Below are 14,838 nucleotides of genomic sequence, written 5' to 3'. Positions count from 1 at the left end.
AAGTTAAGAAGTTAGTGGATTTACAAAGTGTTCAATTTGATATTGCAATTTAGCACAAAAATATTTTCCTTCACATATCTAAAAAAAGCTATTATTCTCTCTTTTTTTATACCTTTACTCAATTGCATTATTTCTCCCTAATAAATAATGTATATCCAACACGTTCTTAAAACCTAAGTCTTTGAAAAATAGTATTAAAGCCTACTGTAACTAACCAATGATTATGAGCTAAAGGTTTCTGTCTCATCGGCCCAAATAAATCAATCTCATATCTTTCATTTCTAAATTTTAGATTATTCTTATGTAAAGAAACCGGCTCCCACCCATGATGGAGAAAATACTCTATTATTTTGGCCCTGCTTTCCATGGCATCATTAATATCCCCTCCCATATCAATATTAGCCGTTACCTCTTTTGCAATGACAATATTACCTGTTCCTACTCTTAGGTTCAAAACCCTGTTATCAAAAACCTCTAAACTATAAATGACCTTACTTAACTCACCATATTGTCTTTCTATTTCTTCCGGGAAAGTCCAATTATATATTCTTCCGCCTATTGCCACTAACAAAAAAATCCCTAAAAAAATATTTCTTACAATAGGACTATACTTATTCCAGTACAATGCACAAAGCTTTTTATTCTTTTGCCACATATTCTCCCCAATACCTTTAAAAATACAGTTTTTTCCTACTAAAATACACATTCAGAAAAGACATGGGTTTCTTCCGTTTTTGTTTTTCAATTAATTATCAAACTACAACCATATATAAAACCATTTTTTTAACCTTGCAAATCCTATAACAAAAAAAACAATGACAATAAAGCCTCTAATAAAATCAGCAAATCCCGCTAAGAAAAAGTAAATGCACCCGCCTAAATAAAATACAGCCCAAATCCTCATAAACATACGCCTTAATGGATTCTTTTTAACATATTCTAATGTGGATTCATTTTCATCACAAACAAGTCGCTTTAACATATTCGTTTTTGTAATTCCTTGATTATGCCATAATTTAAAGATATCAAAAACTTCTTTTTTTACTAAAATAATATGATATATCGTAACTCCATAAAATATTAACAACCCCAGAAAAGCAATCCTATCTATATCATGATTCAAATAAAAATATTCGTAAAAAAGAAAATAATTATAGATTATTGTCAATATTAAGAACCCTATAGTGATTTTTATTTTATTCAAATAATTTGGCCCCAAATTATTACTCCTTTTCAAATTGAATCTAAAATAATTTAATATCCAATATGTATTAACTGAGATATTGCCTCTAAATTCACTTCGCCACTATATCCTGTAATCAGCTCATTCTTATGCGAAAAGAACCCTAATAATTGACTTGGTAATTCATAAAAATGATTCGTTAGTGAATCATACATATAATAATGATAATACTTATATTCTACTCCATCTTTTATAGATTCAAACCATAATGCCCAATCTATAAATGGCTCTTCACCACTATCAGGTATAAATCTTACAATTTTAAATCTACCCAAATCACCTTCAAATTTTAAATCACCATAACTAGGTTTAACAACAGTATAATTATGATTTCCTGATAAAGTCATATTCTCAATTTTATCATTCAAGCTTAAAATAAAACTATCTTTATTGCTCCCCCAACTTTGCAAACTACTATATCTAGGTACCAAAAATAACTTCTTATTTGCCTTCGACATTACTACAGAAATATAATTTATATCATTTTTATAAATAACATTTCCACTAATGCTGATAGAAGGTATCCCATTTATATCTGATAAAATCCTTTCGATTTCTAAAGTTTGCTTATCTACTTTATATAAATAATGGTCTATATAAATATAATATGATAAATTAGTAATCCATAATTTAGGATATATGCTATATACAAATTGTTTATCCATACTTTCAATCTTTATAGCTTTATAATCTGATTTAGATTTAATGCATAGTATTAAATCCAATGACCGATTCACATAAATTATAATAAGCTTATTTTTATCAATCTTACTATCTACCGCAAAATTATATATTTCATCTTGCTTAATAAAATTTCTAAGGTCTAGACTGACATTATCGTAATCATTATAAGGAGCAATAAATGTATAATGATATCCATCCTTTATTACAATAATATCTTTCTTAGTCCACTCAAAATTTGACATCTCTTTTATATAATAACGTGTAACACTAAAAAAAATATTATTAAAACACTTATACAAAAAAAGACTAAATATTTATTATTCTTCAGTTTTGTATATCCACGATACCAATCCATATCCTTACTATCCTCTAATTCAATATTGGTAGTAAAAAAAGAAGGTCCACATAATCCATTGCATCATCTTCTGCAATAGACAGGGGAATACCTTCTGTCGTTACTCGTTCAATTCGGTTTTGCTTATTACTGTCAATTTAATCCATGCCTGTTTCATGCTAACACTCCTCAACTGATTAAAGAATATAGTTCCACCGAAAACAGCATTCACATTTATTACATCATTTATTACGTTGATTATATAAAAAGGTAATCAATTTGTAAATAACAAATCAAACAAGCATAAATAAGACAAAAAAACTGCCACCGGAAACCGGTGGCAGAAAAATAATGTTTTAAGTTTATACTCGAAGAAGAACAACAAAAACTCAACCCACATATTTTATTATCTTATTTATCCCAATCCCGTTCCTGATTGGCCATGGAGAACCCTTCCTGGTTATTCATGGAGAAACCGTCCACCCGTTCATAATCGACAGTCATATCATAATCTTCAAATGTCTGATTCAAATGTTTAACGAGACCCCACGGATTCTTGAGTGATAGTTTAGCTTCTTCGCCTACCAAAACCCAAAGAATTTTATAATGCTTCGGATCGACTTTCAAATGTTTTTCACCTTTACCATCCGTAAAGTAGATGAGCAAATCCGCTTGCATTTGATTAGCATAATGAACTACCGGCGTGAAAAGCGTACTACCACGAGCCGTTACACGCGGCTCAACATCGTTCATGGTTTTTACCGGATAGGTGCGGCGAATGACACTGTCGCATTCCACCACGGTAATTTCAAAATCATAAGCCTTGGTAATTTCCAGTACTTCCAACATGGCTTGACGGAAAGCACCATCCGTAATACTGCCGCTACAATCAAGCGCAACCACAATTTTAGCACGACGCTTGCGCAAAGTACCGCGAATTTCCAATCGTTCCGGCTGACGACGACTACGACGAGTAGTCGTTTTTTTATGCCCCCACGCAACGGAACCGACCAAGCGTTTTAAGTAGACTGACCACGGCAAGGATGCCCGATGTTTTTTCATATCACTCAAAAGGCCCGACAAATACCCGGCCAATTCGCCTTTTTCAGAATTCTCCACCATCTTATTGGTCAGCTGTTGTTGGGAATCGCCATCCACTTCATCGGACTCGCTCCAAAGGTCATGGCTGTTGGCTATATCAAAGGCTTCGGCCACGCCGGGCGAACTCATAGCCGCATCACTTAAGCTGTCTTCCACTTCCGTTTCGCCGTCTGTTTCACGCGCAATATCTATGTGTGCCTGAATCTCGTCCACATAATATTCTAGTGGCTTAAACGCCACCACGGTAGTGCCGAAATTCTTGTTGAGCCATTTTACATCAATCGCATTCGGCGGTAAGGGCTCAATATAGTTATTCACCACAATGTCCATAGCTATATTAATAGCAAGTGGTGAATATCGCTGATACAAACGCTTTGCTCGCACTAAATGGCGCGAAATCACATGAAGGATTTCATGTTTAATGGAGCTTATCATCTGTTCCGTGGACATGTCTAAAAAAATCAACGGATTGAAGTACATCACATAGCGGCTGCCTTTAAAGTTAATGCCCGTACCGCTGGTCATGCCGAAGCGAAGTTCCTGTCCCACTTGTAAAAAGAAATAGCCGTAGAAGGAATCGCTTTCAATGAGGCGCAAATTTAATTTTGATACCAGTTTGAAAAAACGTTCTTCGTATTCCTTATTTACCGTAAAATCGTCGGTGCCGGCTGTTAAATCACGCTTGCCCGCCGCCAAGGCAGCGGCTTCGGTTATGGCATAGCCGATAGAGTTGGTATAGGCATTATCTTTAATCTCCTGTTCTCGCTGGAGCGCATCACGTTCCTGCTGCCAAGCCGTTACCAATTTTTTGGTAAGCTCCAGTAGTGAAGCACGTTCCGCATCGAGCGGATCCTGATTAAGAGCTGCGCCGTTTACAGCATTGGCGCCGTTTTCAACGTTCCCGTTGCCACCCTCAAGAGCCCCGTTCTTACTGTCCCCGACTTGCGAGTCCAACTTTAGCGTCCGCCTCGTTACAATATCTATTTCACCATTCATAGCTTATAAGCTCCGCTGTAAATCAAAGAAGTTATTGACGAACTCATCACTTTTGATGGCTTCCTTATAAAAACGTGGATAAGTATTGCGGATATCCTTCATCACAGCCATCTGTAAATCTTCCGGATAGGCTTTTAAAAAGTCCATAAAACGGTTAATTACTACCTGAGCCGCTTCTTCGTCTACAAATAGCTGGTTAGCTCGCATTTCAATGACGCACATTAAATTTTTAGCCGTCAAATAAAGGCGAGTATGGCTTTCCTTTTTGAGACGTTCCAATACGGATTCCGCCATAATTTCACCGTTGAACACATCATCATACATAAGTAACGGTTCATGGTCTGCTTCTATGAAGCTCACAAATTCCTGCGCAATCACTTTACCCACATTACCGCGAATTACGTTGAAGAACACATCTTTACCGATGGCTTCTTTGTTGGCTTTATACATGGCATACAGCGCGGATACCCGTTCATAACTACGCGGTGTGGCATAAATATCGTCTTCGTTGATCTTGTGTAAATATTCCGGATAGGTGCTGATGAATTCCATCACCATCGGTTCCAATTTAGCTTCCGCCGCCCAATCAAGCCACTGCATGTAATCCGGTTCCATATGGAGCCATACGAAGCGGTTTTGTTGGGCCACGTCCATTTCAACCGTCTGGTAATCATAGCTGTTCGTCGGGTTCATGGCCGCCACGATGTGCACCGAATGACCAAGGTTAAAACCGTTGATTTCACGGTTCAAAATAAGGTTCATTAATTCCTGCTGTACCGCGTGCTCACAGCGGTTAATTTCGTCGATAAATAAAACTACCTGCTGACCGGCGGCCATGTAGTCGGCAATCTGTTTTAATTTATAGTGAATAGCATAAATGGTTACTTTTTCCGTAACCGTTGTGCCGTCATTCATTTTTCGTGAAAAACTGTCTACCGTCGGTAAACCGCCGATTTCGCCTTCTTTTAATAAGTTGCCGTCGATGGTTACGAGGGACCAACCGTTTTTTACCGCCAAACGATGTGCCAAGGATGTTTTACCAATCCCCGTTTCACCGACTAAAAGCGGTACCTGACCGGCCGATAATACCAACTCAACACTTCTCATTGTTTCTACAAAGTTCATATATGTTTTCCTTTTCCCTTATTTAATATATTTTAATTTTTAATTTGTGATTTTCATCCGGCACAGCTTTTATATAAGCGTCCGAACTCTATTAAAATTTCAACACTTTTAAAATCTCAGTTACTTAGCTCTCAATAGTTTAGAATTTTAAGAGCTCATCTACCGCGATGGGTCGCATTAAAAGTCTTTAGAATTTCAAAAGCTCATCCACCGCGATGCGGCGTGCTTTTTGCGTACCGAATTGGTCGATAAGACCGACCACATCCGCTTCAAAGCCTTTATTATGCTTACCGATGTACGTGCAATTGAGTAAATCGCGCACGTACTGTTCGCTCGTGTTTTCATCAGCCAAAATTTCTTTCAAACGTTCTTCCAAGTAAATCGGCGGAATCATATAATCCGGTGGCAAATACTTCGTAATCAGACTGCTGATGCCGATAAAATGAAGTGCCTGGTCCACCGTCACCGTACCCAACAAGCGTACCGCCTGAGGGTCTAAGGTGACCGCCAAATCAATGGCTTCCGGTACCGGATCTTTAATATAGCTGAGCGCCTGATAATTCTGACCCACCGCAGCCAGCTGTACCGCTTTGGACGGGTTCTCAATAAATTTAATGGCGTCATAATTCGACTTTACCGCCAAAATTTGAAGCTCTTCACTCGGTTCTTTTACATACTGAATGGCCCAGCCCGATTCGGCTAAAGCTAATCGAATCAACGATTCGTCGGGATTTTCAATTAACCCCAAGTTATTCCAGCCTTTGCTTACCACTTGTTCCAGTATTTCATGGGACGGGTTTTCAATGTACTGAATAGCCCGCGGTGCGTTCGACAGAGCTATATCTATCATTTCCGGCGTCGGATTTTTGATGAACTGCAGTACCATACCGTTTTTGCGTAGGGCGGTCAACTTCATCTCGTCCGTCGGATTATCCATCTGCGCCAAGGCAAACGGATTAATGCTTAATATGCGTAAATTCTTTTCGTTATCCATGTTGTGTCCTTATTTCTTATACTACGAATTTAATTCTAAAAACACGTTCAGCATTCTCGCTGATTTATATTACATCAATTGCAATCTTTTTTATTGTAATAAATTGCATTCTATTACATTGTAATTAATTGTATTCTATTATATTGAATAATTTCGTTTCTATGTATATGATACCACTTCTCAATAGTTTTGTCCTTAAAATTATGGCAAAAAAAGAAAAGCCGCCTTGTCTGACAGCTTTTCTTTACCGATAATATACGCTATTAAATTCAAGATACTTATAATTTATTAGTTATGATTTATATTTTACTAAGAAATCTAAAATATGCTGATTAACCATATCCGGTTGCTCTTCCGGTACGAAGTGCCCACAGTTATCTATGCCATAGCCTTCAACCTGTTCCGCTTTAGCCTGCCAACCGGCTAATACATCCCAAAGTTTACCGACTACACCGTTTTTGCCCCACATAACTAATAACGGCGTCTTTATAATTACCTTATTGTCAATATCTTTTTTGTCAAACTCACGGTCAATCGTGGCTGATGCCCTATAATCTTCCGAAATACCATGAATTGTAGCCGGATCTGAAAAACAACGAATATATTCCTGCATTACGTCTTCCGGAAAGTTAGCCCGTGCAGTAGGTCCGATTTTTCTCTCAAGGTTAAAACGAATGAAATATTCCGGTTCCGCCCCCAATAATGTTTCCGGAAAACCATTTGGCTGAATATAGAAAAACCAATGATAATATTTAGTAGCAAATTCTTCATTCGTATCGGCATACATTTCCAATGTTGGTAAAATATCCATCATCGTGCATGTTAAAATACGCTCCGGTTTATCTACTATCATGCGATGACAGACACGAGCACCACGGTCATGACCAATTAAATGGAATTTCTCAAAACCAAGCTTATTCATCACCGTAAAATGGTCTTCGCCCATAACGCGTTTTGAATAATTCGAATGATCCGGCAAACCTACCGGTTTGGAACTGTCGCCGTAACCGCGTAAATCAGTCATGACAACCGTATATTGCTCAGCCAACTTCGGTGCTAAAAAGCGCCAGATTAAATGTGTTTCCGGATGTCCGTGCAACAACAATACGGCCGTATCCCCATGGCCGCCTATCCATGTATTTATCCGCACGCCCGGTTCTGTTTCAATAAATTGTTGTTTAAATCCCGGAAAGTATTTATCTTCCAACATACCCATACCTCCTATATATCAGACGTTCAGTTTTGCCCGAATCATATTCTTGATACCACCCGCTTCAAGAATAGATAACACATACGGCGTGAAAGGTTCCACTTGAGCCACAACCTTACCGTCTGCTGTGAGCGTACCTGCTTCCAAATCCAGCGAGATTTCTTTATGGTTTAAATCCAATTTACTAATACCGGGGCACACTACGAGCGGCAAGCCGAGATTAATGCCGTTCCGATAAAAAATTCGTGCAAATGATTCCGCAATTACGGCGCCGGCTCCAATGCCTTTCAAACAAATCGCCGCATGCTCACGGGAAGATCCGCAACCGAAATTGGTGCCGCCCACAACAATATCGCCGGCTTTAAATGTACTCGCAAACGTTGGGTCAGCGCCCTGCATGGTGTGCGGTACGATATCTTTCAAATCGGTAAGTTCTACAAAGCGCCCCGGATAAATCTGATCTGTATCGATATTGTTGCCAAAAGTAAATACTTCGCCCTTAATAATTTTGTCCATAACTATTCTCCTCAATGACTATTACTCGTTTCACTGTATACCATTACTTACCCATTATAAGTATGGTGTGGGATCGGTAATCTTACCGTTAATAGCCGATGCCGCCACGGTTGCCGGCGAGGCCAAGAAAATATGAGCATCTGTAGAGCCCATGCGGCCCGGGAAATTACGATTAGTTGTAGTAATACAATATTCACCGGATGAAATCATACCTTCGTGAGTCCCTAAACATGCCGCACAACCCGGTGTTACGAACGTAGCCCCCGCTTCAACCAAAGTCTGTACATAGCCTTTAGCCATAGCTTCTAAAAATACACCTTTCGAGGCCGGTACAATGACAAAACGAACAAGACGTGGAATGTGTTTACCTTTCACAATTTCAGCAGCTACTTTTAAATCTTCTACGCGGCCACCGGTACAGGAACCCAAATAAGCCTGATTAATCGTCTGACCTTCATATTTTTTCAAATCAAACACATTGTCTACACTGGATGGTGCCGCTACTTGAGGTGTGAAATCACTCACATTAAAAGTGATTTCATCGGCATACTTGAAATCCGCATCAGTTGTATAAACTTCATAATCTTGTCCTTCTACTAAACCTTTGCTTGCCAAAAATTCTTTGGTTACCGCATCCGGCTGGATATACGAAGTTTTGGCACCCATTTCAGTGGTCATATTACATAACGCCATGCGTTCGGACACGCTCAATGCATCAATAACAGGTCCTGCAAATTCAACCGCTTTGTATACGGCAAAGTCTGCTTTCAATTGACCGATAGCATGCAAGATAATGTCTTTAGCATATACGCCTTCCGGCAAAGTCCCTTCAAAATTAATCTTATTAATTTCAGGTACGCGGAACCACAATTGACCGGTTGCCAAAATAATCGCTAAATCGGTAGCCCCTACACCGGTACAAAAAGCACCATGGGTGGTTGTATGGGAGTCGGTAATAACAATGATGCGCCCCGGTCTGGACCAGCCTTTATCCGCCACAACCTGATGACAAACACCTTGGTCGATATCCATTAGTTTTTCAATGTGTTGTTCTTCACAAAACTCTCTGAATTGGCGTTGATTATCCGCCTGAGTAATCGTAGACGCCGGTGCATAATGGTCTAAAAACATAGCAATGCGATCCGGATGACTCACTTTAGTCGCCCCCATTTCAAAAAAGGAACGAACCGTTTGCAAATACAAATCATTAATCCCGGCTAAGTCAATCTCACAATTAATAATTTGGCCGGTCTTAACCGAATCCAAACCGGCTTTTTTGGCCAATATTTTTTCAATAGCGTGCATAATGTCCTCCTCATTTAACCTTGTCCATTAACAATCAATACCTAAGTTTTACATTTCCTACGGCTTGTATGTTAGCCACACTGCGTATGCTTGCTTTCTTATAGTTCAAAGTATACAGCCCATGTTATATAGTGTAAAATATTAATAAATAATCATTTGATAGTTTAAAACTATCAAATTTTTATAGAATAAAATTACTTGGCACATACAATTAAAGGAGGGCTCTGTTTTGGATTTATTAAATACGATTACCCTGACACAGCTGAACTACTTCTATACCGTCGTCAACTCTAAATCGGTCCATGAAGCGGCTAAAAAACTATTAATTACACAACCGAGCCTTTCCGTAGCTTTAAAAAATTTAGAAACCGAATTACAACTTTCCCTCTTCGATAGAAGCAAACGTCAACTGACATTAACCGAAACGGGCAAACAATTTTATATGGAAGTAACGGCTTTATTAAATCACACAGCTAACTTGGAGGATCGCATCAAGCTGTTACAGAAAGGTCGCCAATTTATTCGCTTAGGCGTAGCCCCTATGATGAGTCCCTTTATATTTCCGGTCATCTTTAACCATTTTCAAAAAGCCTATCCCCATATCGAATTTGAAGTCTATGAATCCGGCGTTCTTCGCTTAAAACAAATGCTAAAAGAACAAAAATTAGATATTGCATTCCTCATTGAAAATGAATCAGATGCCCAATTATTAGACTTTACTACATTATTGAAAACCGAATACCATCTTTATGTCGGTCCGGACGATCCGTTGGTGCAACTTGCCGAAAGTCGCCCGAATCATCTGCTTACCTTAAATGATTATAAAAATATTCCCATGATTTTTTACAAAGAAACATCCAATATACAGGCCATCATTACCAAGTATTTCCAGCTCTATAACGTAAACCCTAGAATCCGCTTACGCACGAATCAAATCCACACTATCAAGCAATTAGTCGGAAGTTCGGCTGCCGCTGCCTTTATGACCGATAAAGTCGTTACCCCTAAAGATAATCTGGTTCGTCTTCTCACAGATATTACCTTCCCGATCACCATTGTTCTGGCAACGAATAAACAGACTGTACGGACGCCAGCCATGGAGGAATTCATTCAGTTTTTTGAAGATAATAAGGATCTAATTTAAAAGCGTATTCACTATAACAAAAAATGACTGTAACTAAATGCTTACTCACATATTAGCTACAGTCATTTTTTATATATCACTATTAAATTTCACTACCAAAGCATATCAAAGCATATCGATCCGCTTTTACCAAAGGCTCAATACTTTCCACCAAACGGAGCCGATGCCAAACCAGATTACGATATTAATTACAGAGACTTGGAAGCCCAACTTCCACCACGTCGATTGTGGTACATAACCGGCTCCGAAGTAAATCGGCGCCGGCGCCGCTGCATAATGAGTCAGCGACATGCATAAATTAGAAGCAAAGGCAAACACCAACACTGCTAAATAGGCCGGTGCGCCGGCCGCTACAGCGATTGTAATAAAGGTCGAGTACAATGCTGTAATATGAGCCGTCAAGCTGGCAAAGCCGTAATGAATATAGAAGTAGATGAGCAATAGAATAACCAAGGTTGCGAGCCAGGAAACACCGACTAAAGCACTGCTGATATGCCCCGACATCCAATCGATGACGCCGGATTTAGCCAACTGACCCGCTAAGCCTACCAAAGTCCCCATCCAAACGAGAGTGTCCCAAGCACCTTTTTCATCCAATACATCCTGCCAAGACAAAATTTTGGTTACCAGCATGCTGGACACGCCCAATAAGGCAACTACGGTTGCATTTAAGCCCGTAAGGTTCGATGTGCTCCACAACAACAACGCCCCTACGAATATAAAGGCTACGGCTTTTTCAGCATAGCTTATAGGACCCATCTCCGCTAACTCTTGCTGTGCCAAAGCTTGTGCTTCCGGCGTCTTCTTCAATTCCGGCGGATACACTTTATACAGATAATACGGAATCACGGCCAATGCAATGAGACCGGGTACAATGGCAGCCAATGCCCAAGTGCCCCACGACATATTAATGCCTAAAGCCTGACTGGCCAACAAAATGGCCAATGGGTTCCCGGCCATCGCCGTCATAAACATAGCCGATGTTACAGTGTTCCCCTGATATTCAGCTTGTATCAAAAAGGCGCCGACCCGACGAGGATTCTTATTCGGTTCGGAATCAAAAGCTGATGCCAAGCCCCGAACGATAGGAAATAATATACCGCCGGCACGCGCTGCATTGGATGGTGTGGCCGGACTGATAATCAAGTCGCTCAAAATAATCGTATAGGCCAACTTTAACGTGCTCGTTCCCATTTTAGTAATTAACCAAAACGCAATGCGGCGACCGAGCCCCGTTTTTATAAAACTCTTCGCAAACAAAAAGGCTGCCACAATTAACCAAATACTGCTATTGCCAAAGCCGGCTAAAGCTTGACTCGGTTTTAAAACATTCGCTAATTGGGTGATTGTAATACTGATTAATGCAATGGCGCCGATCGGCAGCGGTTGCATTATGAACCCAATAATCGTACTCAAAAATATAGCCAGCAAATACCCTGCCTGCGTGGACAAGCCCACCGGCACCGGTAAAACGGCTATGATAACACCGACCATAATCGGTATTATCCAAGACGCTATCGTTTTACTCTTATTGTTCATAACTATCCCTATGTACCTAATCTAAAGGTATGCCCTCTAATCACACGAACGTAAATAGCGCTCTACGCTTAATCACGTTTATATTTTGCCACTTCTTGTTTCTGCAAAACATTGCCTTCTGTATCAATCCCTACGATTACGCGGAAACGATCAAAGTATAACTTTTTAATAGACTCAGTGCCCAATTCAGGATACAGAACAACTTCAGCCGACTTAATGCGAGCCGCGTTGATGGCTGACGCACCGCCTACACCTAATAAGGATACACCACCGTATTTTTTACATAAATCAGCTACGTAAGGTGCGCGGTCGCCTTTCCCCAAGAAAGCTACGACGCCCAATTTGAACATCATTTCTACAAACGGATCCATACGCGCCGCAGTTGTAGGACCATTGGAGTTAAATACCTGGCCCGGTTGCGGTGGACATGGACCGGCATAATATACCAATTGATTGGTTCAGTCTAACGGTGATTCTTCGCCGGCTTCCAACAAATCCTGAATACGTTTATGAGCCGCATCACGACAAGTATATACATAGCCGGATAAATATAAAACGTCCCCTACTTTTAATTGTTTTACAAATTCTTTCGTTAATGGTAATTGTACATCCCGTTCCATAATAGCCTCCTAAATAACTTCACTTGCTTGACGTGCTGCATTACATTGGAAATTAATAGCTACCGGCAAGGCTGTAATATGTACACCATGATAGTCAATATGCACATCCAACGCCGTTACCGTACCGCCCATACCGATAGGACCAACGCCCGATTTATTAACTGCTTCCAAGAATTCTTTTTCTAATTCAGCATAGTATGGATTTGGATTGTGTTCACCGATAGGACGAAGTAAGGCTTTTTTCGCCATCCAAGCGCAGGTATCCATGGTGCCGCCGATACCGATACCGATAATATACGGTGGGCAAGGATTACCGCCTACTTTAGCTACGGTTTCAAGTAAAAATTGTTTTACCCCTTCTTTGCCTTCGCCCGGTAATAATACTTTAAAGGCACCCATATTTTCACTGCCGCCGCCTTTAGGCATAACCGTTACTTTTACTTGATCGCCCGGTACGATTTCAACATGCAACATAGCCGGTGTATTATCATTGGTGTTTTCACGATTCAACGGATCCGCTACTACCGATTTACGTAAATAACCGTTCGTATAACCGCGACGAACCCCTTCATTAACGGCATCTTCCAGTGGCATACCTTCCCAAGCCACTTCCTGGCCACATTCTAAGAGTACAACAGCTACGCCGGTGTCATGGCAACATGGCAATTGTTCTTTTTTAGCAAATTCACCGTTTTTAACAATAATTTCCAAGGCTTTTTTGCCAATTGGCGACTCTTCGTTTTCAACGGCTTTACGGAATGCATCCATTACATTATCATTCAATTCACAGCAGGCTTTGATACACAACTTTTCAATGACAGGAATTAAGGCTTCTGTCTGTAATACTCTCATGTTAACCCTCCTAATTTGAAATACACTAAACTTTTATCCATTGTGTTGTAACAACTTTTGTTAGCACAAGCATAACAAGACTATAACTTTTTTGTGAAATATGTTATAATAATTATGCAATAAATTTAATTTATAGGACTAAATATAATTTATATATAGTTCATCATTATATTCGCAATATGTATATTTAGCGTATCATTGTATTCGCACTATACAGCAAGGATGGTACTATGGAGTTAAAACAATTAGAATTTTTCATTTCAGTAGCCGAACTGGGTAACATGACTAAAGCCGCACAGCAACACTATGTATCACAACCTAATATTACCGTTGCCATAAAAAAGTTAGAGGATGAATTAGGCGTTGAGTTGTTTAAAAGAGAGTATAAAAAGATGACCTTGACTGAAAAAGGGCACCAATTTTATACTTCGATTAAACACGTATTGGCGGAGCTGGAAAACTCAGTGGCCGAAATAAAAGATGAACGGCATAAGCTCTCCGGCACAGTAACCATCGGTATCCCGCCGATGATTAGTGCCTATTTGTTCACGCCGTTACTGAATCACTTCCGCCAAGAATATCCCCAATGGGAGTTAAATGTCCTCGAAGAAGGATCTGTCGGTGTGTCTGAGCGCGTATTAGCCGATGAAGCCGATTTGGGGATTGTCATTATCGATAATATATCGCCGAAGCTGGAAGCGATGCCCCTCTTTAAAAGTGAACATAAATTATGTATTCCCAGCGGTCATCCTTTTCATAGCCTCTCCCAAGTGCCCTTTGATAAACTTAAAGAAGAATCCCTCATCTTGATGAAAATAGATTCGGTTCATCGTAAAAGTGTATTGGCCAACTGCGAAGCTTATGGCTTTTTGCCTAAAATTGTACTCTCGTCCAATCAGATTAAAACTAATATTGATTCCGTTGCCAAAGGCGTGGGGCTCTCCTTTTTATTGGACATAGCAAAATTAGAGCGAAATGATGTCCAACTGATTTCCATGGATCCGCCCCTTACCGTGACCATCGGATTAGTCTTTCGCAAAAACAAATACCTATCCTATGCGATGAAAGATTTAATCAATTTCATCAAACACTTCCCGTATCCGCAAAAAATAAATTGAGCCAAATCATAACCACCCGTAGAACGGGTGGTTTGCTCTGACCCTATAAGGGTCTTT

At 39.8% G+C, this 14,838-nt stretch carries 13 protein-coding genes and 1 pseudogene; 2 read left to right on the top strand and 12 right to left on the bottom strand.

Annotated features, from left to right (window positions below):
- Positions 1 to 166 precede the first annotated feature (166 nt).
- The 9 genes from MXE28_RS10440 to MXE28_RS10400 form a co-directional block, all read right to left on the bottom strand.
- Complete coding sequence (locus MXE28_RS10440) at positions 167 to 655, bottom strand: hypothetical protein (RefSeq protein ID WP_021840031.1); 489 nt, start codon at positions 653 to 655, stop codon at positions 167 to 169.
- 102 nt (positions 656 to 757) lie between these two features.
- Entirely contained in the window at positions 758 to 1,219 is a 462-nt protein-coding gene (locus MXE28_RS10435; protein WP_156704496.1) for a hypothetical protein, read from the bottom strand.
- Positions 1,220 to 1,254: 35 nt separating this feature from the next.
- Entirely contained in the window at positions 1,255 to 2,169 is a 915-nt protein-coding gene (locus MXE28_RS10430; protein ID WP_021840029.1) for a hypothetical protein, read from the bottom strand.
- A gap of 503 nt (positions 2,170 to 2,672) precedes the next feature.
- The gene (locus tag MXE28_RS10425) at positions 2,673 to 4,358 is read right to left on the bottom strand and encodes a VWA-like domain-containing protein (protein ID WP_247240141.1); all 1,686 of its coding nucleotides are present in this window, start codon (positions 4,356 to 4,358) and stop codon (positions 2,673 to 2,675) included.
- Positions 4,359 to 4,361: 3 nt separating this feature from the next.
- Positions 4,362 to 5,483, bottom strand: coding sequence for an AAA family ATPase (locus MXE28_RS10420; RefSeq protein ID WP_247240140.1), 1,122 nt, complete (start codon positions 5,481 to 5,483; stop codon positions 4,362 to 4,364).
- Positions 5,484 to 5,670: 187 nt separating this feature from the next.
- On the bottom strand, positions 5,671 to 6,477 hold the full coding sequence (locus MXE28_RS10415; RefSeq protein ID WP_247240139.1) for a hypothetical protein: 807 nt from the start codon (positions 6,475 to 6,477) through the stop codon (positions 5,671 to 5,673).
- A 292-nt stretch (positions 6,478 to 6,769) separates the two neighbouring features.
- On the bottom strand, positions 6,770 to 7,687 hold the full coding sequence (locus MXE28_RS10410) for an alpha/beta hydrolase (RefSeq protein ID WP_247240138.1): 918 nt from the start codon (positions 7,685 to 7,687) through the stop codon (positions 6,770 to 6,772).
- Positions 7,688 to 7,705: 18 nt separating this feature from the next.
- A complete protein-coding gene (locus MXE28_RS10405) occupies positions 7,706 to 8,203 on the bottom strand; it encodes a 3-isopropylmalate dehydratase small subunit (RefSeq protein WP_247240137.1) in 498 nt (165 codons plus the stop codon).
- 54 nt (positions 8,204 to 8,257) lie between these two features.
- Positions 8,258 to 9,508 (bottom strand): 3-isopropylmalate dehydratase large subunit, encoded by a 1,251-nt coding sequence (locus tag MXE28_RS10400; protein WP_247240136.1) that lies wholly within the window; start codon positions 9,506 to 9,508, stop codon positions 8,258 to 8,260.
- A gap of 229 nt (positions 9,509 to 9,737) precedes the next feature.
- Here MXE28_RS10400 and MXE28_RS10395 point away from each other — a divergent pair, with 229 nt between their 5' ends.
- Positions 9,738 to 10,652, top strand: coding sequence for a LysR family transcriptional regulator (locus MXE28_RS10395; RefSeq protein ID WP_247240135.1), 915 nt, complete (start codon positions 9,738 to 9,740; stop codon positions 10,650 to 10,652).
- A gap of 126 nt (positions 10,653 to 10,778) precedes the next feature.
- Here the strand turns inward: MXE28_RS10395 and MXE28_RS10390 are convergent, their stop codons facing one another.
- The 3 genes and pseudogenes from MXE28_RS10390 to MXE28_RS10380 form a co-directional block, all read right to left on the bottom strand.
- Positions 10,779 to 12,191 (bottom strand): anion permease, encoded by a 1,413-nt coding sequence (locus MXE28_RS10390; RefSeq protein WP_247240134.1) that lies wholly within the window; start codon positions 12,189 to 12,191, stop codon positions 10,779 to 10,781.
- 68 nt (positions 12,192 to 12,259) lie between these two features.
- A pseudogene (locus MXE28_RS10385) lies at positions 12,260 to 12,811 on the bottom strand (FumA C-terminus/TtdB family hydratase beta subunit).
- 9 nt (positions 12,812 to 12,820) lie between these two features.
- Positions 12,821 to 13,663 (bottom strand): fumarate hydratase, encoded by an 843-nt coding sequence (locus tag MXE28_RS10380; protein ID WP_226974442.1) that lies wholly within the window; start codon positions 13,661 to 13,663, stop codon positions 12,821 to 12,823.
- A gap of 230 nt (positions 13,664 to 13,893) precedes the next feature.
- On the opposite strand from MXE28_RS10380, the gene MXE28_RS10375 reads away from it, so the two are divergent.
- Complete coding sequence (locus MXE28_RS10375; protein ID WP_247240133.1) at positions 13,894 to 14,781, top strand: LysR family transcriptional regulator; 888 nt, start codon at positions 13,894 to 13,896, stop codon at positions 14,779 to 14,781.
- Positions 14,782 to 14,838 lie beyond the last annotated feature (57 nt).

Source organism: Veillonella sp. KGMB01456, assembly GCF_023051165.1.
GTDB lineage: Bacteria > Bacillota > Negativicutes > Veillonellales > Veillonellaceae > Veillonella_A.
Note: the sequence above shows the minus strand (reverse complement) of the source record. Positions and strands in the feature narration are given on the sequence as shown.